Annotated in this window: 23 protein-coding genes; 8 read left to right on the forward strand and 15 right to left on the reverse strand. The window is 45.5% G+C overall.

Features of this window, described 5'->3' with window-relative positions; translation table 11 throughout:
• The 9 genes from FZD51_RS01525 to FZD51_RS01565 form a co-directional block, all read right to left on the reverse strand.
• The gene (locus FZD51_RS01525) at positions 1-1,005 is read right to left on the reverse strand and encodes a tripartite tricarboxylate transporter substrate binding protein (protein WP_148973123.1); all 1,005 of its coding nucleotides are present in this window, start codon (positions 1,003-1,005) and stop codon (positions 1-3) included.
• A 199-nt stretch (positions 1,006-1,204) separates the two neighbouring features.
• Positions 1,205-1,882, reverse strand: a complete 678-nt coding sequence (locus FZD51_RS01530; protein WP_148973124.1) for a response regulator — start codon at positions 1,880-1,882, stop codon at positions 1,205-1,207.
• Complete coding sequence (locus FZD51_RS01535) at positions 1,879-3,477, reverse strand: ATP-binding protein (RefSeq protein WP_148973125.1); 1,599 nt, start codon at positions 3,475-3,477, stop codon at positions 1,879-1,881. The genes FZD51_RS01530 and FZD51_RS01535 overlap by 4 nt, the downstream gene beginning before the upstream one ends.
• 87 nt (positions 3,478-3,564) lie before the next feature.
• Positions 3,565-3,999, reverse strand: a complete 435-nt coding sequence (locus FZD51_RS01540) for a DUF4362 domain-containing protein (protein ID WP_148973126.1) — start codon at positions 3,997-3,999, stop codon at positions 3,565-3,567.
• A 102-nt stretch (positions 4,000-4,101) separates the two neighbouring features.
• Positions 4,102-4,305: a ChaB family protein gene (locus tag FZD51_RS01545; protein ID WP_009793247.1), complete on the reverse strand. Its 204-nt coding sequence runs from the start codon at positions 4,303-4,305 to the stop codon at positions 4,102-4,104.
• 75 nt (positions 4,306-4,380) lie between these two features.
• Positions 4,381-5,073 (reverse strand): LrgB family protein, encoded by a 693-nt coding sequence (locus FZD51_RS01550; protein ID WP_148973127.1) that lies wholly within the window; start codon positions 5,071-5,073, stop codon positions 4,381-4,383.
• A complete protein-coding gene (locus tag FZD51_RS01555) occupies positions 5,051-5,440 on the reverse strand; it encodes a CidA/LrgA family protein (protein ID WP_187445584.1) in 390 nt (129 codons plus the stop codon). Before FZD51_RS01555 ends, FZD51_RS01550 begins: the two co-directional genes overlap by 23 nt.
• 74 nt (positions 5,441-5,514) lie before the next feature.
• Positions 5,515-6,702, reverse strand: coding sequence for an MFS transporter (locus FZD51_RS01560; RefSeq protein WP_148973128.1), 1,188 nt, complete (start codon positions 6,700-6,702; stop codon positions 5,515-5,517).
• 99 nt (positions 6,703-6,801) lie between these two features.
• Positions 6,802-8,268: an aldehyde dehydrogenase family protein gene (locus tag FZD51_RS01565; RefSeq protein ID WP_148973129.1), complete on the reverse strand. Its 1,467-nt coding sequence runs from the start codon at positions 8,266-8,268 to the stop codon at positions 6,802-6,804.
• Between the two features lie 231 nt (positions 8,269-8,499).
• On the opposite strand from FZD51_RS01565, the gene FZD51_RS01570 reads away from it, so the two are divergent.
• The 3 genes from FZD51_RS01570 (at position 8,500) to FZD51_RS01580 (ending at position 10,926) form a co-directional block, all read left to right on the forward strand.
• Complete coding sequence (locus FZD51_RS01570) at positions 8,500-10,200, forward strand: transglutaminase domain-containing protein (RefSeq protein ID WP_262380618.1); 1,701 nt, start codon at positions 8,500-8,502, stop codon at positions 10,198-10,200.
• A gap of 159 nt (positions 10,201-10,359) precedes the next feature.
• Positions 10,360-10,575 carry a hypothetical protein gene (locus FZD51_RS01575; RefSeq protein WP_148973131.1) on the forward strand — a complete coding sequence of 72 codons (216 nt, stop codon included), beginning with the start codon at positions 10,360-10,362 and terminating at the stop codon, positions 10,573-10,575.
• A gap of 87 nt (positions 10,576-10,662) precedes the next feature.
• A complete protein-coding gene (locus tag FZD51_RS01580) occupies positions 10,663-10,926 on the forward strand; it encodes an alpha/beta fold hydrolase (RefSeq protein WP_148973132.1) in 264 nt (87 codons plus the stop codon).
• A gap of 193 nt (positions 10,927-11,119) precedes the next feature.
• On the opposite strand, the gene FZD51_RS01585 is transcribed toward FZD51_RS01580, so the two are convergent.
• From FZD51_RS01585 to FZD51_RS01600, 4 genes are all read right to left on the reverse strand, one after another.
• Positions 11,120-12,028: an ROK family protein gene (locus tag FZD51_RS01585; protein ID WP_148973133.1), complete on the reverse strand. Its 909-nt coding sequence runs from the start codon at positions 12,026-12,028 to the stop codon at positions 11,120-11,122.
• Positions 12,029-12,293: 265 nt separating this feature from the next.
• Positions 12,294-13,262 (reverse strand): sugar phosphate isomerase/epimerase family protein, encoded by a 969-nt coding sequence (locus FZD51_RS01590; RefSeq protein WP_148973134.1) that lies wholly within the window; start codon positions 13,260-13,262, stop codon positions 12,294-12,296.
• Complete coding sequence (locus FZD51_RS01595; protein WP_148973135.1) at positions 13,259-14,302, reverse strand: Gfo/Idh/MocA family protein; 1,044 nt, start codon at positions 14,300-14,302, stop codon at positions 13,259-13,261. The genes FZD51_RS01590 and FZD51_RS01595 overlap by 4 nt, the downstream gene beginning before the upstream one ends.
• Before the next feature lie 5 nt (positions 14,303-14,307).
• The gene (locus FZD51_RS01600) at positions 14,308-15,075 is read right to left on the reverse strand and encodes a sugar phosphate isomerase/epimerase family protein (RefSeq protein ID WP_148973136.1); all 768 of its coding nucleotides are present in this window, start codon (positions 15,073-15,075) and stop codon (positions 14,308-14,310) included.
• Positions 15,076-15,210: 135 nt separating this feature from the next.
• Between FZD51_RS01600 and FZD51_RS01605 the strand changes: the two genes are divergently transcribed.
• Positions 15,211-16,026 (forward strand): helix-turn-helix domain-containing protein, encoded by an 816-nt coding sequence (locus FZD51_RS01605; RefSeq protein ID WP_148973137.1) that lies wholly within the window; start codon positions 15,211-15,213, stop codon positions 16,024-16,026.
• 621 nt (positions 16,027-16,647) lie between these two features.
• Here the strand turns inward: FZD51_RS01605 and FZD51_RS01610 are convergent.
• A complete protein-coding gene (locus FZD51_RS01610) occupies positions 16,648-17,463 on the reverse strand; it encodes a metallophosphoesterase (RefSeq protein WP_148973138.1) in 816 nt (271 codons plus the stop codon).
• A gap of 150 nt (positions 17,464-17,613) precedes the next feature.
• Here FZD51_RS01610 and FZD51_RS01615 point away from each other — a divergent pair, with 150 nt between their 5' ends.
• The gene (locus tag FZD51_RS01615; protein ID WP_148973139.1) at positions 17,614-17,988 is read left to right on the forward strand and encodes a hypothetical protein; all 375 of its coding nucleotides are present in this window, start codon (positions 17,614-17,616) and stop codon (positions 17,986-17,988) included.
• Positions 17,989-18,028: 40 nt separating this feature from the next.
• Here FZD51_RS01615 and FZD51_RS01620 read toward each other — a convergent pair whose 3' ends face one another.
• On the reverse strand, positions 18,029-18,517 hold the full coding sequence (locus FZD51_RS01620; RefSeq protein ID WP_148973140.1) for a hypothetical protein: 489 nt from the start codon (positions 18,515-18,517) through the stop codon (positions 18,029-18,031).
• A 192-nt stretch (positions 18,518-18,709) separates the two neighbouring features.
• Here FZD51_RS01620 and FZD51_RS01625 point away from each other — a divergent pair, with 192 nt between their 5' ends.
• From FZD51_RS01625 to FZD51_RS26450, 3 genes are all read left to right on the forward strand, one after another.
• Positions 18,710-18,889 carry a DUF8096 family protein gene (locus FZD51_RS01625; RefSeq protein ID WP_148973141.1) on the forward strand — a complete coding sequence of 60 codons (180 nt, stop codon included), beginning with the start codon at positions 18,710-18,712 and terminating at the stop codon, positions 18,887-18,889.
• Positions 18,890-19,039: 150 nt separating this feature from the next.
• The gene (locus FZD51_RS01630) at positions 19,040-19,924 is read left to right on the forward strand and encodes a PIG-L deacetylase family protein (RefSeq protein WP_148973142.1); all 885 of its coding nucleotides are present in this window, start codon (positions 19,040-19,042) and stop codon (positions 19,922-19,924) included.
• A gap of 50 nt (positions 19,925-19,974) precedes the next feature.
• Positions 19,975-20,091 (forward strand): biofilm-forming protein, encoded by a 117-nt coding sequence (locus FZD51_RS26450; protein ID WP_148973304.1) that lies wholly within the window; start codon positions 19,975-19,977, stop codon positions 20,089-20,091.
• Positions 20,092-20,290: the final 199 nt, after the last annotated feature.

A 20,290-nucleotide genomic window follows, 5' to 3' on the forward strand; every position in this document is an offset into this window, starting at 1 on the left:
TTATCTGATCAGCTTCAGCTCATCAAGCAGTTTATACATTTCATCGTTTTCTTTCTTTAGAAAATCCTTATATTCGCCGCTGTCCATATAAAGCTCATTCCAGCCATATTTCTCGCGGATCTTTTTCCACTCCGGCGAATCATTCAGCTCTTTTAGCTTTTCTTCATAATACTGAATTTGCTTTTCATCCATATTAGGAGGCCCGAAGAAGCCCCTCCAGTTCACAAAGGTTTCATTGATGCCCTGTTCTATGGCTGTCGGGAAATCCTCGAGTGTATCACCCTTCAGTCTTTCCGGAGAGCTTACTCCAAGCACCTTGATTTTTCCGGCTCGCACCTGCTCGATCGTTTCTGAAGTACCGGCAGAATAAACATCGACACTTCCGTTGAGGAGCTGTGTCAATGCTCCGCCATCCTGGTCTGAAACATATTTGATTTTTGTCACATCCACACCTGCGGCTTTGGCAATCTTGATAAATTGGATATGGTCCATGCTTCCGGGAGATGAAACGCCAACAACCGAGATTTTGGAAGGATCTTTTTTCATATCATCAAACAAATCATTCAGATTATCCCATTTTGCATCGGCCCTGACAGCAAATGCTGCATAGTCGGCAATCAGATTGGACAGCGGGGTAAAGTCATCTGCTCCGTATTTTGACTGCCCATTCAAAGGTACAAGAATAATAGGCGGTGACGAGACAAAGATATTATGAGGGTTGCCTTCCTTTTTCATCATATACGCCCAGCCGACGGCCCCGCCTCCGCCCGGCTTATTGATGACAGGCATCCTTTGATCAACAAGCCCGTCCTTTTCAAGCGTCTGGGCAACCATGCGGGCCGTGGTATCCCAGCCTCCGCCGGCTCCAGCAGTTGCCACAACTTCAATCGGCCTGCTTGGCATCCATTTGCCATCCTTATAAATGCCTGCAGCTTCCTTGCTTGAGCAGGCTGACATCATCACCATGCATAGCAGCAGTGCTGCTGCCAGAATCATTTTTTTCATCGATTATATGCTCCTCCCCATGGTTGAAAACGTTTTCTTTTTGTTATTGTAAAAAAATCAGAAAAGTTTGTATCTATTAAACAAGTATTGAGCGTTAAGAACTTTGCGGGCTTTTTGTTCATTTTGTTCACGGATTTGCACACAAAAAAGCTGCACCCCCATCAGCTAACATAGGGGTGCAGCTCTTGTGAACTATAGACTATAATCGATAATATTTTCTCTCGGGCCTTCCGACGATCCCATATTCCAGCTCAGCTTTCGCTTCCTCTGAAGCTACCAGGTATTCCAGGTATCTGCGGGCAGTCGTCCTTGAAGCGCCCATTTCCTTTCCAAGCTCTTCTGCATTAACGCCTTCCGTCATTTCCTCCAAAATTTCTTTCACTTTTCTTAAAGTGAGCGAATCGATTCCTTTTGGCATCTTTTCGGAAGCCGCTACTGACGCTGAACTGCTGCTTAAATAATAGTCGATTGCTTCCTGCGTCAGTTCACTATCCCGGCATTCCAGAAGATCTCTCTTTTTGTTCACTTTGCGGATTGCCTCTGAGAATCGTTCAAAGGTTACCGGCTTGATCATATAATCGATCACTCCGTATCTCAAGGACTCCTCTACCATCTGTTTTTCATTGGATGCCGTAATCATGATCACTTCGATATTAGAAAAGCTCTCTCTTATTCTGGGAAGAAGGCTGCTTCCAAGCTCGTCCGGCATATAGATATCCATAAGCAGGAGATCTGCTTCCGTTTCTTCAAGCAGTTTCAGCGCTTCTGCTGCATTCAACGCCTTTCCAATACACTCGATGCCGTTAATTTTTTCTATAAATTGCTCATGGATGTCAGCCACCCGGTAATCATCTTCTGCGATAATTGCTTTGATCATTCTCCATCATCCTCTATCTGTTTTGGCAGAAAGACAGTAAAGATTGTCCCTGCCTCTCCAGTCTTCATCTCAATCGTTCCTCCCAGCTCCCCGACCGCCTGGCTGACGAGAGCAAGCCCATAACCCCTGCCGTCCTTTTCTTTTGTCGAGAAGCCTTTTTCAAAAATACGCTGCTCATCCTCAGGCAAGATTCCACCGCCATTATCTTCCACTTCAAAGATTATGTCATTGCCGATATCTGTAGCAAAGAAGGAAATACGCCTGTCCGGCATCCCATCTGTCGCTTCTATAGCATTATCAATCAGATTGCCGATGATGGTAATCAAATGGGTAATGGTCATTCCTTCCGGCAGCGGTTCCACCGCCGAGCTGTCATCAATCGTAAAGCTTATCTTCTTTTCAGAGGCTTTCGCCAATTTTCCGAGCAGGACTGCCTGCAGGCGGCTGTCCCTGATCTGCTCGAACAGAATGTGATTTTGCTGATCATGGGCCCCTGATTCCTCCTGGATCATGCGGACCGCTTCATCATACTGACCCAGCTGCATCAGACCGGACAGCACATATAATTTATTTGTAAATTCATGCGTCTGGGCGCGAAGGTCCTCAGAATAGCGCCTCACCTCTGACAAAGTATTGAGCATCTCATTGATTTCAGTTTTGTCCCTGAAGCTGGCGACTGCACCTATAACCTCACCATTTTCGAAAATAGGCGTCCTGTTCACCACGACTGGTTTTTCCTCAAGCAGAACTTCCACATCTTTTTCCGGCACACCTGTATCCAATACATGGTTCATGCCCGTTCCCTTGACCACATCAGTGATTTTCTTATTCACCCCGTCTTCCTTGAGAGAGAGAATCCTTCGGGCAGAAGGATTCATCATCGTGATGAATCCGTCACGATTCACAGCGATGATCCCTTCTTTCACAGAATCCAGGATGGCGCTTCTTTCATGGTATAAGGCGGCAATTTCATGCGGCTCCAGGCCCATCATATCTTTCCGGATATCTCTAGCAAGCAAAGTCCCGCCGGCTACACCAAGGAGGATGGCACCAAAAGAAATGAGTCCGATTTTCTTCAGCCTGCTCAGAGCCTCCTCCTCGAGATCATCCAAAAGGAAACCTACTGACACGACGCCTGCAATCTCCCCATTTTCATCCGCTATTGGCGCCTTCCCTCTTATCGAAGGTCCAAGCGTGCCTGTAGCCTTCGATACATACGCTTCACCCTGCTCAAGGGCGCGCTCATTATCTTCTCCGACCATCCGCCCGCCAATTTTGCCGGTATCAGGATGTGAATAGCGAATGCTGTCCGCATTCCCTATCACAATAAATTCAGCACCAATATCTTCCCTGATTTTCTCTGCAAGCGGCTGAATCTTTTCTGAAGGATCTTCCTCCCCAAATGCATCCTTCACACCAGGCATATGAGAAACCGCCAGCGCCACATAAAGGGCCTGCTTGCCCATGCTTTCTTCTGTCTGTTCAAATTCCACATAAGCGTATAACCCGGACAAAAGGGCTATCACACCCGATATCAGCATCACAATCAATACGATGATCTTCGTGCGCATCGTAACCGCTTTCTTATTTCTCATAAGCTGGCACCCCGAAGTATATGTAGTCTAATATAATTGATGATTTTTTATAGAGTTTTCATATGTATTGGTAAAACTGGACGCCCATTATTTCGAGATGGTCAAGATACTGTAGTCCTCTTTGCTCCATCCGCAGCCTGTAAGGGCATAATCTGTCCGCTTTTCCCCTTTCTCTACATTAACAGACCTGCATTCTCTTTCTTCAATCGTTCTCGGTCCAAAACCGTCTCTTCTTGTATCAAGAATAAAATGGATGACTTGCCCATCATATTCAAGATCATGCAGAATCGGGGCACCTTCTTCTGTGTAACGTACAACCCTGATGGTGTCTTCACTGCCTTGTTGCACATGTTCTATAAATGAACTAAACCGGTCCATATTCTGGATTTCTCCGTGCATGGAAACAATATCATCTTCAGAAGGTTTGTAGTCTGGCAGTTTAGCTGCAGGTTCCTCTTGTGTTTGACAGGCAAGGAGGAGAAGCGGCAGCAGCAATATGTAAATAGGGAAGAGTTTCTTCAAGAAGCAGCCCTCCAAATATACGATTATTTCAGATTATACCATTTGAAAGCTGATCTATTAAATGAAAAAAAGCTTGACCCTTTCTAAGGATCAAGCTTCCCTCTATTCTTCCTTCTCCACCCAGTTATCATCATCGTCCTTCTCATACTTTTTCTTCACCGCACTCCAGGCAACCTTGAAGGCTGTTTCTTCTTCGTCGTATTCTTCACTTGCTGAGTTGAAGGCTTCTTTGAAGATTTCCTGGGCGTGATGCGGCAGATTGTCTTTGACGGAATCCGGCAGTTCGCTTAGTTTATCGTATGGCATGATGATTCCTCCTCTTCTCTTGTCCTGTTAGGTATTTTTCCTGAATGGCATTTTCTTAAACACCAGAAGAAGAAATCATAACAGGAACTGCAGGAAGGGATATAACCAGGGAATGACCAAAGAAGTTAGAATGGCGGAGAATCCCATGGCTGCGCTGGAGACTGCTCCCTGAACAGGGTCTTCAATCGCAGCCTGGCTTGTGCCGATCCCGTGGGCCACCGTTCCTATGCCAAGCCCTCTTGCGAAAGGATCGCTGATTTTTATAAAAGATAGAATAACAGAGCCCATGACGGCCCCGAAGATACCTGCCGAGATGACGAACACAGCGGCCAGCGGCGGGTCTCCGCCGATGATTTTTGCCGCTTCGATTGCCACCGGAGTTGTGATGGCTTTGACGGCAGAGGTAGCCTGGATTTTTTCCGGCAGACCAAGCACTTTTGCCAGCAGTACGGCCGATGTGATGGTCGACAAGGTTCCAGCCGTCAGTCCGATGACAGCAGGCTTCAATCTTTCCCTGATCACCAGCCGGTTATGATACAGAGGAACAGCAAGGGCTACAGTGGCAGGACCAAGCATAAAGGTCATGATATTCTTTGCCGGCGTGTATTCTTCATAGGGAATCCTTCCAGCCAGCAGCAGAAGGATCATGACAGCTGTAGCTGTAAAAACAGGCGTGGCGAATGGGGAGAGCAGCCGGGCGGAAAGAGCCTTTGCCCCGATATAGACGATGACCGTCAAAAGGATGCTAATGAGTGTGATCCCGCTCACCCTTTTCCGCCCCCTTTCCTGAAAAATAAGCTGCCAATCCGGAAGTTACGATCAGCCCGATGACTGTGCTGCCAATAATCATAACGAGCAGCTGCCAGCCGCTCGTCTGTATCAGTCCGCCGTAACTCATCAGGCCTACTGCTATCGGGATAAAAAAGAAAGCCAGATGCCGGTTCAGGAATGAAGCTCCCTTTTCGATCTGGCTCACCTTGACGGCACCGGTAAGCAGCAGGATGAATAAAATCATCATCCCAAGTACGCTTGCAGGAAGGGGCAGGTGAAGAATTTCAACGATAAAATCTGAAGCAGCGTAAATAAGCCACAGCAGAAAAAGCTGCCATAAAAAGATAAGTGCATTTTTCAACATTCTAATCCTTCTTCCACTAGATAATCTACTATTTATAATAGAGGAAAAAGTGCAAAATTGCTTAGAATTTCATCCTATACATTTAGCCGGCGGGCGGCTTTCCTTCCATGGAGGATAAAGTAAAGGACTGCAGCAATCAGGACAATCACTGTTCCTATCGTGTAAATCATGCTGTAGCCTGATTGGGCCGCTGCAGTTCCGAGGATAAAAGAGCCAATGGCAAAACCGCCGTCAAAAAAGACAAAGAAAGTCGCGGTTGCCGTCCCCTTTCTGCCTGCAGGGGCCGTTTCCACTGCAATGGTCTGAAAACACGATACCAGCGTGCCAAAGCCGATGCCGACAAATGCTCCTGAAAGCAGGAGCTGAAAGCTTGATGATGCCTGGCTCAGCATCCAGACACCGATCCCAAAGAAGAGGATGCAAGGATAGATCACTTTGTTTTCCCCAAATTGATCAAACCATCTTCCAGTGAATGGTCGGGAAAACAATAAAGCCGCGGCATAAACGACAAAGAAATAGCTTGCTGCCTGGACGAGGTCCAGCTCTCTCGCATACACCGAGATGAATGATATAACGCTGGAATAGACAAAAGATAATGTAAAAGCAACAAATCCGATGGGCACTGTCTTACGTTCAAAAAAGTCCGACAGCTTCATGTTTTTCACCGCTGCTGCCTGCTGAGTCTGCACGTTTTGCAGTTCTTTCAGGTCCAACATCAATCCGCAGATTAAGGCAAGCAAGGAGCAGGCAATGCAAACGGCGAACAGTACGGTATAACTCGCTGCTCCTATAATGGTCAGCCCCGCGAATGGACCTATGACCATGGCAAGGTTCATGAAAGTGGCATAATAGCCCATCCCTTCCCCGCGCCGGGATGACGGAATAATAGCTGCAGCAATTGCTCCTGTTGCGGTGGTTGCCATCCCGAAGCCTGCCCCGTGGATGACCCTGATAACCAGCAGCACAAGCGGTGATTCTACAAAAAGGTAAAGGATTGATCCAGCCAGGAAAATAGAGGAACCGATGATCAAAATTTTCTTTGAGCCAAAGGTATCAAGCCATTTTCCAGAAAACGGCCTGAATACAATCGCAGAAAGCACGAATACCGTAATAACGAGCCCTATATCCTGCCCTCCGCCCTGCAGTTCATCTGCTACATATACCGGCAGTGTGACGGTAAGCATATAAAAAATCACAAATACAAAAAAACTGGCAAAGGAAATAAAGATAAAATCCTTTGTCCACAGCTGAGCTTTTTCCAACTATTTCACATCTTTCTCCACATATTTAACGCTGGAAAAGCTCCCCAAATTGATCTGAGGAGCTTTTCCCTATAGTATAGGATATATTCCTGTCTTTTATTAGAATGGGAACTCACGATATGTTTTTTGGACAGATACCCATTTGGTTGTCGTAAATTCTTCAATGAGCCAAGGATTTCCGAAACGGCCGACACCTGAAGCTTTATTGCCGCCGAATGGAATATCCGGCTGCGCATTAACAGTCTGATCGTTGATATGCGTCACACCGCTGTCAATCTGCAGTGCATATTGCTGCGCTTTTTCAAGATCCTGCGTAAAGATGGATGATGACAGTCCATACTCTGTTTCAGAGGCAATCTTGATCGCTTCTTCATCACTTTCAACCGGAATGATCGTTGCGATTGGCGAAAAGACTTCAGTCTGTGCAAGGGCAGAATCATTTTTCACATCTTTGAAAACGTAAGGAGTCAGGATGTTGCCAACCCTTTGTCCTTCAAGCGCAACTTTCTCGCCGTTTGCAATTGCTGCTTCGATGACTGCCTGAGCCTTCTGCAGCTGCCTATCGTTGATCAGCGGCCCAACGACAGTGGCAGGGTCCTTTGGATTGCCATAAGGAAGTGCTTTTGCTCTTTCAACGAATTTATTGGTAAATTCTTCAGCGATATCTTTATGAACAATGATCCTGTTTGTAATCATGCAGATCTGGCCCTGGTGGACGAATTTTCCGAAGATAGCAGCATCAACTGCACGATCGACATCTGCATCTGAAAGGACGATGAATGGATTGTTTCCGCCAAGCTCCAATGCCACTTTTTTCAGATTCCTTCCGGCAATTTCCCCGACGTGTCTACCGACAGCGGTTGAGCCTGTGAATGATATGAAGCGTGGAATTGGGTGTTCGAGCAGATAGTCGCCTGTCCCATCTGTTTTCGGATCTGTCAGCAGAAGGTTCAGCACGCCTGCCGGCAGGCCAGCTTCTTCAAATGCTTTTGTCAGGATGACGCCGCCTGTGATGCCTGTTGCCACATCCGGCTTATGCACAACTGCATTCCCTAAAGCAATGGCAGGGGCGATTGTCCTTACCGACAGATTAAGCGGGAAATTGAATGGCGAGATGCTTGTGATAACACCCACCGGCACTCGGTACACATGGTTTTCCTTCCCCAGGATGGTTGCCGGAACCTGGTTCACGACATTCACTTCATCTGCAAACTTGATCGCTTCCTCCAGCTCCTCAAATGTAATCTGCAGGGCAATATTGGCCGCAAGAATGGTTCCGCCTGTTTCTGAAGTATAAATATCTATGATTTCTTCTTTATGTTCTTCAAGATAGGCAATTACTTTCCTTAAAACTTCTTTGCGTTCCCCGGGGGTTGTCTTTGCCCATTTCTTTTGTGCTTTTTCAGCTGTAAGCATAGCCTGATCAATGTCAGCCTCATTTACAGTTTTTACAGTATAAAGCTTGGAATCGTCATATGGGTTCAATACATCAATTGTTTTGGCGCCGCTCCCATCCAGCCATTTACCGTTAATATATTGTTTTGTGTAATCCTTAAAATTGACCATAAATCTCTCCCTCTCCCTGAAACTTACTGCAAAGAAAGATTACCAGGTTGCTATAGCAACATTTCGGGTTACTTCATCAGCAGCATTAGAATCTTAACACACATAAAGTTGCTATAACAACTTATATGCTTAGCTGGCAAACCTTTTTAATCAGGAGTTTATACCCAGAAACTTAAGGAGGACACCGGCCGTAAATAAGCTATACTGAAACAAATGTCTGAGGAGGAAAGCATGAAGGTATACAAACGAAGGTATTTATTATTATCAAGTATATTGAGCAGTTTTCTGATCATCTCTGCCTGCAGCAATACGGAAGCTGATAAAGACAAAACGCAGGCTGCCCAGCAGGAGGAAAATAAATACGAAAAACTCGCAAAGGATCAGAATAAGGAATCAGAGCTGGAGCCGATTGAATTGACTTCCTACAGCGAAGAGGTTGGGCTGGAACTGAAGGAACCGGTCTACAAGGAATTTACCGTCAATGAAAAGGCGGTTATCGAGGGGACGATTGAAAAATCAGCCAGCCTGAAATCTGACTTTGTCTGGATCAAAGTCCATGCAGCTGAAGAAGGTCCGGCAGGCAGTGAGCACGAATATTACACAGCGATTGAGGACGGAAAATTTAAGCAGGAACTGCACTTCTTCAACGGTGAGGGAGAGTATCAGATAAAAGTGCAGATTCCGAGCATGGATCAGGAAAACTACTATTATGATACTGCATCTTTCACGGTCCATAATGTGAATCCGCAGATCGTCCGCGATGTCACCTATACCCCTTTCGGACAGGAGGATGAAATCAGCCTGGATCTTAAGTCCAGCTATGTTGAAGAAAATGAAATCTTCCAGCTTGAAGGAGACGCAGGCAAACTCGGTGACAATGATACCATAATGATCAAGCTGAACAAAGACTCTGATACATGGACTCATGTCCTGCCGGTCGAACAGGGCAAGTTCGCTTATGACGTCCCCCTGCTGTATGGAAAAGGCGTCCACAAGCTGGAAGTGCTCGTGCCTGACAAAGAAAGGGAGAACTATTACCAGACAGCCACAACGCTTCTGATCGACAATCAGTCAGACAGGACCATGAAGCCGATCGAGTATTATGAAGCTTACAGGGAACGCGGTGTCACACTGGAGTCTCCGCAATTTGGCGGCGAGGAGTCCAATGATGAGTATACAGTAAAGGGAAAAATAGCTCCAGAGGCTGATTTCGGTCCTGAAACAACGCACATCTATGTTTCTACTAAAAAAGGTGAAGATGAAGCACTAGATGTCATCCCGGTAGAAGACTTTGAATTTGACGGCTCCTTTTATCTCCGCTTTGGTCCAGGCACATATGAGGTTACACTGAGCGTCCCGGAAATCAAGGAAGAAAACAGTGACAGCTTCCGCTATTACGGCTTTGCTTCTTTTGAAGTGGAAGCAGACAGCGAAGATAAGCGCGACCTTCTTCCATCTAGAGGCGTTGAGTCAGAGGCACCAGAGATTCAGAGTCTCGCCGGCAAACTGACAACCGGAAAAAGCACTGATAAGGAAAAAATCAAAGCAATCTATGAATATGTCGCCAAAAATGTTTCCTATGATGTCAGCAAATATGAAAATAGTACATTCAGCTGGGATGACAGCGCCCTGAAAACGCTGGAAATGAAAACCGGCGTCTGCCAGGATTATGCCTACCTCGCCACCGCTCTATTGCGTGCCAGCGGGATTGAAGCGCGAATCATTGAGGGTACCGCGCGCGGCGGCTTCTGGCCATCCAACCATGCCTGGGTCGAAGCCAAGGCAAACGGCAGCTGGATCGTCATGGACCCGACCTGGGGAGCTGGCTATATTCAAAACGACAAATTCGTCGCCAAATACACCGATAAATACTTTGAGCCCAATCCGGCCGAACTTGAAAAGACCCATACGAGAAAAGGCGTTACCTACTAAACCGATTGGAGAGACAGAACCTTGGCGTTCTGTCTCTCCTTTTTAAAAAGGTTCATTTTCATATGGGGCGAAAGACCATAATATGGTAGTATGAAACTAGACAGAAGCGAATATTTTGATAAGAATAAATGACAGAGCTTTATAAAGGGGGCAATACATATGACAGGTTTAGTTACTGTGGTTATGATTTTTTCCATCCCGCTTGTCGCCATCGTCACAAACCACTTTCAATCACTTGCCAAGACAAAAGTTAAGATTGTTGAAAAAGAATTAGAACTCGAAAAACTGAAGCATGAGAATTATTTGATAGAGACACAGAAGATGAGGATTGAATTGGAGAAGATGAAGCTGGAGGGGCCTTTGGAGGTAAAGTAATACATCAGTTATCCTGTTGCAGAGGAATTTGTACCTTCGCCTCCTTTCATTGAAAGGAGGCTGCAGGAAGGAGTCTATTAACCTTTTATGCTGAAGCCGGAGCTGATCAGGAGATTCACTTTTCCTTTCAGCACTGAAACAGGTCCTGAAGAGCTGCAGCAGGCCTCATTTGCATTAAACCATCACCAGACTGTGGATCTGGTTCCCTATTTGCCTCAAATAGAATGTCCGGCAACCTTCTTATGGGGGCAGCTTGACCGGTACCTGGTTCCCTACTGGGGGCAGCTTCTGCATCAGTATGTCCCGCATTCTGTTTTCAAACTGATCCTAATGCAAGCCACTTTTCAATGATTGATCAGCCAGGCATTGTTTCGGCTGAATTACTGGCCCACCTTCAAAATTCAGCTTCAAAAAGACAGCTACTCAATTAGCTGTCTTTTCATTGTGCTTGCATCATTTTTCATCCCTTAGCTATTCCACGGCTTTGCTCCAATTTTATACAAAGCCATGAAGTAAACTCACAAGTGAACACAATTTAGAATTTTTATTGCTTTTTGGCTTGGTTTAACGCCATATAGCCGGCGCCGATCACCCCTGCTTCTCCTCCAAAAGCACAGATGCCAAGCTTTATTTTGCCTCTTAGATTGGCATATAATTTTCCCTTAATTTTATGGTTAATTTCATCTATCAGCCAGGGATTACGGCAGATGACAGCTCCGCCAAGGACAAATGCCCCTGGATCCATGAGCTGAATGATGGAGGCAACAGCACTGGAAAAATGCTCAATCCAATCATAGATCACTTTAACAGCCATCTTTTCCTTATCTTTAAATTTTTTAAACAGGTATTCTGCGTCCGCACTTTCACCATATATTAGCTTACTCCTGGCATCAAGAGCCCTGCCGCTGCAAAGGGATTCCAGTGTCATTTCCTTGGTCCCCTCTTCCCCGCTTGCCTGGCCGATGATCATTCTGCCCGCTTCGCCTGCATATCCATTGTCCCCCCTGATCATTTGGCCTTTATAGTAAACACCCATCCCAATGCCTGTGCTCACTGTCATGTAGAGAGAATAGCTTTTTCCTGCAGCAGCTCCCTTTTCAGCTTCCAGCAGTCCCGCTGCATTGACATCATTGTCAAATGAAACCTCAAGCCCGGGAAAGCAGGATTGTATGTACTCAATTCTTATTCCATCAAGAACAGGGATGTTGTCTGCATCTTTTATTATTTTTGTCTGGTCATTCCATGGGACAGGCAGGGCAATTCCAATTTTCTTAGCTTTTTTCTGAGGATCGACCCTTTCAGCCATCCGAAAAATCTCACCAAACATTTCATCTGCATTGTTAAAACTCCTGGTTACTGCCGTCTCCATACGGATAGCCGACAGCTCTTTTCCGATAAGTCCCACGCGAATATTTGTAGCGCCTATGTCAACACCTATTACATATCCATCCATTTCAAAATAGCTCCTTACCCAGCAACTCTGCTTCTATTGGATCACCGAAAGATACTTATCATCTAATTCGGAGTATCCAGGAGCAAATATAATACGGATTGCACCAGTACTGCAACTCTGATGGATGCAGAATGATGGACACCGAATTTTAACAAGATTACATATTGTATGGTTCATGGTTCACGGTTCACCTGATAAGGCACAAACACAAAAAAGCGGGGCACCAACCCGCTTGTCTGGTTTGCCCCGCTCATTAAATTTGTTTTTACGCCCACCACATATCCCCAGGCGTTTCCCGAATCAGAACTTCATTCAGGTTCTTCACTGCACGTGCAAACCCTTCATCGATGGACATCAGCGGATCTTCATGCTCGATGCTGACAACATAGTCATAGCCATACAGCCTCAAAGCGCTCATCATATCGCTCCATTCCTGGATGCTGTGGCCGCAGCCGACGCTTCTGAATGTCCAGGCGCGTGTCTGGACTTCTCCATATGGCTGCATGTCTGTCAGTCCATACATATTGACGTTATCCTGGTCAATATAGGTGTCTTTGGCATGGAAATGGTGGATGGCACCGGCTTTTCCGAGAATCTTAATCGCTGCGACGGGATCGATGCCCTGCCACCACAGATGGCTCGGATCCAGGTTCGCCCCGATGGCCGGGCTTGTTTCTTCGCGAAGCTTCAGCATCGTATAAGGTGTATGGACAAGGAAGCCGCCATGCAGCTCCAGTCCTATTTTCACATTATGTTCTTCTGCTAAAGTGCCGATTTCTTTCCAATATGGGATGAGCTTGTTTTCCCATTGCCATTTCAGGACATCGCCATATTCTGCCGGCCATGGTACAACTGGCCAGTTTGGCTGTTTTGCTTCTTCACTGTCGCCCGCTGTGCCGGAAAAGGCATTGACGACCGGTACATTAAGGAGTGAAGCAAGCTTGATGGTTTTTCTGAGTACTTCATCAGATTCTTCACCAAAAGCTTTATCAGGGGAAATCGGGTTCCCGTGGCAGCTGAATGCGCTGATCGTCAGGCCTCTGGATGTTACAGCTTCCAGATAAGCTTTTCTTTTTGCCTCATCTTCAAGCAATTCGTCCAATGGGCAATGGGCATTTCCAGGATAGCAGCCTGTGCCGATTTCAACCGCATCAAGACCTGCTGCTTTTACATGGTCAAGCATTTCTTCGAAAGATTTTTGTGAAAATAATACTGCAAAAACACCGAGTTTCATTCTGCCAGTACTCCTTTCTTAAGGGGGATAATCTGCTTTGTTTTCTGTGATTCGATAGCGGCAAGGATGATTTCAAGGCTCTTCAGGCCCTCTGCTCCGGTGATCAGCGGCTCCTTGTCTTCTGCTACACTTTCAACAAAATGATTGATCACATGGGAAGTCGTCTGTCCGCCTTCCTCGTTTGTCTGGATTTTGTCCAGCTTATGCTGAACCGAACTGCCGTCACGGTAAACCTCTATCAGGGAATATTCCGGATCTGCTTCAAGATGGAGGGTCCCTTTTTCCCCGTAGATGACAGTGGAATTATCGCTTCCGCCCATATATGACCAGCTTGCTGCCAATGTGCCGACTGCTCCTGACTCTGATCGGAGGACACAGACCGCATTATCGTCCACTTCTGTATTTTCTTTCGCGTTAGTCGCAATCAGCGCACCGACTTCAGTGAACTCGCCGAGCAGATAGCGCAATAAATCAGCTTTATGTACGCCAAGATCACCCATGGCACCGATAAAAGCTTCTTTTTTATTAAAGAACCAGCTGTCAGCTCCATCCGCACTCCATCCTTCCGGGCCGGCATGCCCGAATGTCGTTCTGAAGCTGAAGATCCTGCCAAGCTTGCCGCTCTCAATGATCTCCTTTGCTTTCTGATGTGCAGCAGTGAAACGCTGGTTGTGGGCAATCATGAGTTTCTTTCCGTTAGCTCTTGCAGCCTCATTCATTGCTTCTGCTTCTTCCCTTGATGCAGCCATAGGCTTTTCACATAATACATGGCGGCCTGCATTCAAGGCTGCCAGTGTGACTTCTGCATGGAGGAAATTCGGCAGGCAAACACTGACCAGGTCGATTCCTTCCATTTCAATCGCTTCTTTATAATCGGTAAATGCCCTGGCTCCATATTTCGCAGCCGTCTCTTCTGCTCTTTCCTGATTGCTGTCGCATACAGCAGCGATTTCTACCAATGGATTTGCGGCATATTCCGGCAGGTGGCGATATTGAGCAATGCTTCCGCAGCCGATTACAGCAACTTTCAATGTAGTCATAAAGATCAAACTCCTTTAATGGATAATTGTTTTTTTAAGTAATTGATGCTGATTTCAATGCTTTCAAATGGCGTCAAACGGGTTGCATCCTGTTCTACTACCCACCACTTTACTCCTGCTTCATCCCCCAGACTGAGGATTTCCTCCAGGTCGATGCTTCCGGCCCCAAGCTCCGCGAAGAACTGTTCTTCATCTTTTGTCATATCCTTCAGATGCACAAGCGGTGACCTGCCTTTATACCTTTTGATCCAGGCAGCCGGATCTTCCTTTGCTTTTGCCAGCCAATATATGTCCAATTCTGTCTGCAGCAGGCCAGGGTCGCTATCATCAAAAATGGCCTCAAGCGCCATCCGCCCGTCACTTAATCTTTCAAGTTCGAAATCATGGTTATGGTAGCATAATGTGATTCCTGCATCCTTCAGCTTCCGGCCTGCTTCGTTCAGCAGGGGAATGAGTGATTGATAGTTTTCCTCTGTCCGCTGATCGGGCATCAGAAATGGACAAACTGCATATTGAATCCCAACCGTTTTAAGATCAGAAATCACGTTGTCCAGGTTGTCCTTAAGATCGGCCAGCGGGATGTGGGCTGATACTGGCGCAAGATTAAGATCGTCAGTCAATTCCTTCACTTTTTCTGCACTCAACCCTCCAAAACCTGCAAATTCGACGCCGTCAAAACCGAGTTCTGCCACTTTCTTCAGGGTACCTGCAAAATCCTTCTCCGTTTCTTCACGGAGTGTATAAAGCTGCACTGCAATTGGTATTCCAGCCATCCTGATCCCCTCGCTTCCGAATAATTTCAAAATAAACTATTTGATTCCATCATAAGTGACCACCAATTATTTGAACATTCATGATATGATTAAAACATGCACTATTTTGCTATTTTGAGTGACGGGGGTCTCTTTTTGAAAACGGATACATTATTTTGCGGCTATTCATACCATACACAGCCTTTTTATTCTCATCATAAGTCCGGCTACCCTTCCTACCTGATCCGCCTGCAGACAGAAGGAGCTTGCGAAGCGATCGTCAGAGGCAATCGCAGGAAACTGGAAAAAGGCGACCTGCTGCTGATTAAGCCTGGGGATCATTATGAACTGATGGTCGACAGCCTTCTTCCTGATAAGGCTATTTTGAGCGGCGACTATCATCTCATCTGTGAGGGGGAATGGATTGAAGATTGGTGGAAAAGATCCAATAAACCGGATGTGGCACGGATTGACGCAGATGAGCGGCTGCTTTCCCTCTGGAGGCATTTAATCATTGAATTAAGACGGCCTTCGAAGGAAGAGTTTAATGAACTGTCCGACTACCTTCTCCGGTCGCTCTGCATCTTGCTTGAAAGATCGCTGAAGGAATCGTCTCTTTCTGCCCACAGGCCATATGCAGTGACAAGAATGCTCAGGTTCATTGAGGAGCATGCCCTTTCCTCTTTTAAAGTAGAAGAAGCAGCTGCCCATGCCGGATTGAGCGTTTCGCGTGCTGTTCATCTCTTCAAGGAAAGCACAGGGAAAACGATCATGGAATATGCAATGGAAATCAGGCTCGCAGCTGCTGAGGAAAGGATGAAATATACCACCATGACACTGGAGCAGATTGCGGAAGAGTGCGGCTTCGGCACCTACCCTTATTTTCACCGGGTGTTCAGCAAAATGCATGGCAGGGCACCGGGGGTTTACCGGCGGATGGAATATGGGGGGATGGGGAGCGTGAAGAGCTGAGGGTTTTGGATGGAAGGTGGTGTTGGTGGTATGAGGCACTCTGCACCTATATTTCCAGCTTTAGAGTGTCTCATAACGCTGATATGAAGTACTCTTCACAATACTTCCAGCCTTAGAGTGACTCATGTCGCTGATATAAAGCACTCTGCACTTATACTTCCAGCCTTAGAGTGACTCATGTCGCTGATATGAAGTACTCTGCACTTATACTTCCAGATTTTGAGTGACTCATGTCGCTGTTTTGAAGCACTTTGCACTTATACTTCCAGATTTAGAGTGACTCATATCGCTGAAATGAAGCACTCTGCACCTATACTTCCAGCCTTAGAGTGACTCATGTCGCTGAAATGAAGCACTCTGCACCTATATTTCCAGCCTTAGAGTGACTTATATCGCTGAAATGAAGCACTCGGCACCTGTACTTCCAGCCTTAGAGTGACTCATGTCGCTGAAATGAAGCACTCTGCACCCAATTCTTCCAGCCTTAAAGTGACTCATGTCGCAATACAAAGCACACACCGGAACAGATGGTCCAAAAGTTCATCATTTCCTAAGAAAAACAATTTCACTATCCCTCGACACACCAAAAAGGCGCATGCTCTTCACGCGCCATTCTACAAATTATGCAATCTCATGAAAAGTGATTTCAGGCCGGCTTCCGATGCGGATGTTTACACCTGTCTGCCCCAGCCCCTCGCTGATATAGAAAGGCATGCCGTTATGATAGTGCAGGCCTTTGACCATATTCATGCGTACCAGCTTTCCCATCTTAGCCAGGTGATACGGTTTCGGCCAGTGGATCTGGCCGCCGTGGAAGTGGCCGGATAAAAGATAATCATATTTATAGTCCTTCATCTCAAGGACTACATTTGGATCATGCGTAAGCACCAGATTATACCCATCAGACGCCCCTGAATAGGATTGAGCCACATCATGATGCTTGGTACTGTAATTATCAATTCCAATAATATTTAACTTTTCTCCATTAATATCAATGACCGAATGCTCATTCTGCAGTGTCCTGCACCCGTTTTCCTCAAGGATCTTTTTTAGGTCTGCAAAATTCTTTCCTTTCAGGACATAATCATGATTGCCAAAAACAGCATACATGCCATATCGAGGTTCGAGTTTATTAAGCATTTGCAGGTAAGGGGCCAGTTTCGGCAAACTCCATTTTCGGTCCATGAAATCCCCCGTCAGGGCAATGAGGTCGATATCCTTTCCGGCTATCCGCTCATAAAGTTCCTTTGGGCTGATTGAGATATTCTCCAAATGCAGATCAGATAAATGTAGAATCTTTATCTTATTGCCGGCAAGCACAATATCCGGCCGTTCGACCGATACTGTCCTGACAGCTATTTTACTTGTATTTTTATTTGCTTTAATCAGTGAATATACAAGGTAGACAGAAATAATCAAGAAAAAATATAATGACATTCGCACATCTCCTCCTACTTGACCAGTATAAGGGTCTTGTTCCCTAAGTCCTAGTGGGAGTTGAAGGAAGTCTTTTTAAAAACCATAACCCTTTTTCCAGAAAAGATAGTACAATAGTATTTTCTGGTTCATCGGAAGGAGTTTTTTTTTATGAGATTGCTTGGCATTATTATTGGAGTTATTGCTGCTGATAACCTGTTCCACCTGATCGACGCTTTTGCATATGGCCTTAAGGCCGAAACCATCCTGGAACGGATCGGGGCTGTATTCTTTGGCGTCTGTGTACTGGGCGTATTGATGCTCATCTTCTACCGTCTGTTTTCTGCTGCCTTTTTCAATGGGTTTACAGCCGCAACAGGTTTGTTCCTGAGCTTTGACATCGCCGTATTCCACTGGATCTTTCAGCTCCACAGGATCACTAACGGGCCTGAAGCCAACTGGCTGGAGCCGCTGTTTGTTATTGGGGGATCTTTTTTGGTTTGGTATGGGATTAAGAGAGAGAGGATGGCTTCTAAGGAAGCATAAAAAAGCCAGGTTCCAATTTATGGGACCCGGCTCTTTGGTATTAACCAGCAAGCCACTCAGAAAAGAACTCCCAGTCGCGTACTGAGCCGTCATCATTTAATATTTTCAAATAAACACCATCCCTCTTCCCCACTTGCCAAATGGCCTGTGCACTTCCCGCTTTTTTTGATATCCCACTGTTTTTAACATACTCGAAGAAATTGTTCCTTCCACCGCCAATCGTTTCTGAGACGTATGCTACTAAATAAATACAAATACAATTCGCTCCCAAATCCTTTGGGTTGTTTTTCAGAATATGCTCTCTTAAAAGTTCAATTCTAGTATTTTTGCCGGAAACTAGAAGAGGTAACTTTAATTTTTCTAAACAGTAAGCTTTAAAGCAACTTTTTTCCCAGGCATTTAATTTCTGTACATCTCCATTTAACAAGAATAGTTTATTAATCATATTTTCTAAATTGCATACAGTTGGTATTACCCTCTCATGGATATTTCTTCCGCCGATTGTTTCAGGCAGTTTGGTGATAGGCATAATCTTCACTCCTACTAAATCTAATTTCTTAATTATTTCCATTATAAACCAGTTAACTGATCTCCGGTAAAACATTCTTTAAAAAATGGTGTCTAGTGGTCAACAGAAACAGCAGTCCTTATATTCCACTACCGAAAAACCTGCAAGTTTGCTAAGATAAAAAGATAAAAATCAACTTGCAGGTGAATAAACATGTCTGAAACAAACGAATTCAAAGGCTTTGATACAACTATCGTCTATGATTATAAGGATTATCCTGATGAAAAAAGCGGGAGATGCGATAATTGCGATAATACCTTGTTTAAAAGCTCGGTGAAGGATTTTATTTTTCTCCGTGAATGCCGGAAATGCGGAATGAAAAAAAGTATATAAAGCTGGGGAAGGAGGCGCAAATTTTGCGTCTCTTTTATTTTCCGCTGAAAGAAAAAGCGCTCTATCTATCTGTTTATTATTGTGCACATCTCTTTGACCCGCTACTCATATACTGGACTAGCACAATTTTAAAGGAGTGAACGGTCTGGTATGAAAAGAAATATACTTAAAAGGCTGGTGATTTTGTTGGGGATCCTCTTTGTCTTTCTTTTGCTCGGCTCTGTTTCTGCCATCATTTATGCCAACTATTATGTCAATGACGGCGAAGTGCCTGTGTCACAGGAGCTTTTCCCGGAGAATGAGCCGAAAAGAGTGCTTGCCCTGTTTGCACACCCGGATGATGAAATTATGGTCAGCGGAACCTTTTCTAAGCTGGGGAAACAGAAGGATGCATTTACCGCACTCGCGGTATTCACCAGGGGCGAAGCAGGTCCTGACGGCGGGGTGGTCACAAGGGATAAGCTTGGGGCTGAACGAACAAAGGAAGTGAAGAAATCTGCTGAAGTTATTGGCGTGGATCATCTGGAGATTTTTGACTTTCCAGATGGAGGCTTAGAAGAAGTGAATGGAGAGAAGATCAAACAGGTCATCAGAGATTTGATTACAGATATTAAGCCGACAGTATTGATATCTTATGATGATGAAATTGGCTTATACGGCCATCCCGACCATGTGGTTACCGGCAAGCTGGTGCGGGAAGTGGCAAAGGAAGAGCTTTCCAAGGGCAATTCTTCTGTTAAGAGGCATTATATGGTTACTCTGCCCAAGCCGATGATTGAAGTGGCCCTTAAGCTCTCTCCAACTTTCAAGGACAAGTATCCCAAGAATACCAGCAAAGGTCTTCCAGAGCCGGACATCGCTTTCCCAATGGCAACTGAAGCTGCTTCACGAAAAAAAGTCCTCCTCGCCCACCGGACCCAAAAAGAAGTGATTTCAAGTGTGCAGCCGTATTATGATAAAATTCCGGCATCCATCTATTACCGGATCTTTGACCGGGAGTATTTTCACCTGGCTGAATCAGCTGATCGGGAATGAAATCATAGCAAAATGCCAACCTATATTAGGATCAATATGGAGAGGCAGCGATAGCAGCGGCAAAAAAGGGCATCCAAAAATCAAGCATTGAACAAATCAAAAAAGACCATGAAACGGAGTCTGCTTTCCAGAAGAACGACGCTAAAATGAAACAGGGTCGGAAATGATTTAAGTTACAGATTCAATAGAATGGCAGGAAATAAAGCTAATACCTTTATTTCAGCCAGGATTCATAATAGTGGTTCCAGCAGGCTCTGCTGGAACCACTATCTCAGCAAAAATCATAAATAGCGGTCCTAGCCAGCAACGCTGGAACCACTATTTCAGCAAAAATCATAAATAGCGGTCTTAGCCAGCCCTGCTGGA

It is taken from the genome of Bacillus infantis, assembly GCF_008180445.1.
GTDB classification, from domain to species: Bacteria; Bacillota; Bacilli; order Bacillales; family Cytobacillaceae; genus Bacillus_AB; species Bacillus_AB infantis_B.

Bases quoted from the DNA above. Each gene is read 5' to 3' on its own strand.
- FZD51_RS01525 (WP_148973123.1), bottom strand. From the start codon at position 1,005: ATGAAAAAAATGATTCTGGCAGCAGCACTGCTGCTATGCATGGTGATG.
- FZD51_RS01530 (WP_148973124.1), bottom strand. From the start codon at position 1,882: ATGATCAAAGCAATTATCGCAGAAGATGATTACCGGGTGGCTGACATC.
- FZD51_RS01535 (WP_148973125.1), bottom strand. From the start codon at position 3,477: ATGAGAAATAAGAAAGCGGTTACGATGCGCACGAAGATCATCGTATTG.
- FZD51_RS01545 (WP_009793247.1), bottom strand. From the start codon at position 4,305: ATGCCATACGATAAACTAAGCGAACTGCCGGATTCCGTCAAAGACAAT.
- FZD51_RS01555 (WP_187445584.1), bottom strand. From the start codon at position 5,440: ATGTTGAAAAATGCACTTATCTTTTTATGGCAGCTTTTTCTGCTGTGG.
- FZD51_RS01565 (WP_148973129.1), bottom strand. From the start codon at position 8,268: ATGGTCAATTTTAAGGATTACACAAAACAATATATTAACGGTAAATGG.
- FZD51_RS01570 (WP_262380618.1), top strand. From the start codon at position 8,500: ATGAAGGTATACAAACGAAGGTATTTATTATTATCAAGTATATTGAGC.
- FZD51_RS01575 (WP_148973131.1), top strand. From the start codon at position 10,360: ATGACAGGTTTAGTTACTGTGGTTATGATTTTTTCCATCCCGCTTGTC.
- FZD51_RS01580 (WP_148973132.1), top strand. From the start codon at position 10,663: ATGCTGAAGCCGGAGCTGATCAGGAGATTCACTTTTCCTTTCAGCACT.
- FZD51_RS01585 (WP_148973133.1), bottom strand. From the start codon at position 12,028: ATGGATGGATATGTAATAGGTGTTGACATAGGCGCTACAAATATTCGC.
- FZD51_RS01590 (WP_148973134.1), bottom strand. From the start codon at position 13,262: ATGAAACTCGGTGTTTTTGCAGTATTATTTTCACAAAAATCTTTCGAA.
- FZD51_RS01595 (WP_148973135.1), bottom strand. From the start codon at position 14,302: ATGACTACATTGAAAGTTGCTGTAATCGGCTGCGGAAGCATTGCTCAA.
- FZD51_RS01600 (WP_148973136.1), bottom strand. From the start codon at position 15,075: ATGGCTGGAATACCAATTGCAGTGCAGCTTTATACACTCCGTGAAGAA.
- FZD51_RS01610 (WP_148973138.1), bottom strand. From the start codon at position 17,463: ATGTCATTATATTTTTTCTTGATTATTTCTGTCTACCTTGTATATTCA.
- FZD51_RS01615 (WP_148973139.1), top strand. From the start codon at position 17,614: ATGAGATTGCTTGGCATTATTATTGGAGTTATTGCTGCTGATAACCTG.
- FZD51_RS01620 (WP_148973140.1), bottom strand. From the start codon at position 18,517: ATGCCTATCACCAAACTGCCTGAAACAATCGGCGGAAGAAATATCCAT.
- FZD51_RS01625 (WP_148973141.1), top strand. From the start codon at position 18,710: ATGTCTGAAACAAACGAATTCAAAGGCTTTGATACAACTATCGTCTAT.
- FZD51_RS01630 (WP_148973142.1), top strand. From the start codon at position 19,040: ATGAAAAGAAATATACTTAAAAGGCTGGTGATTTTGTTGGGGATCCTC.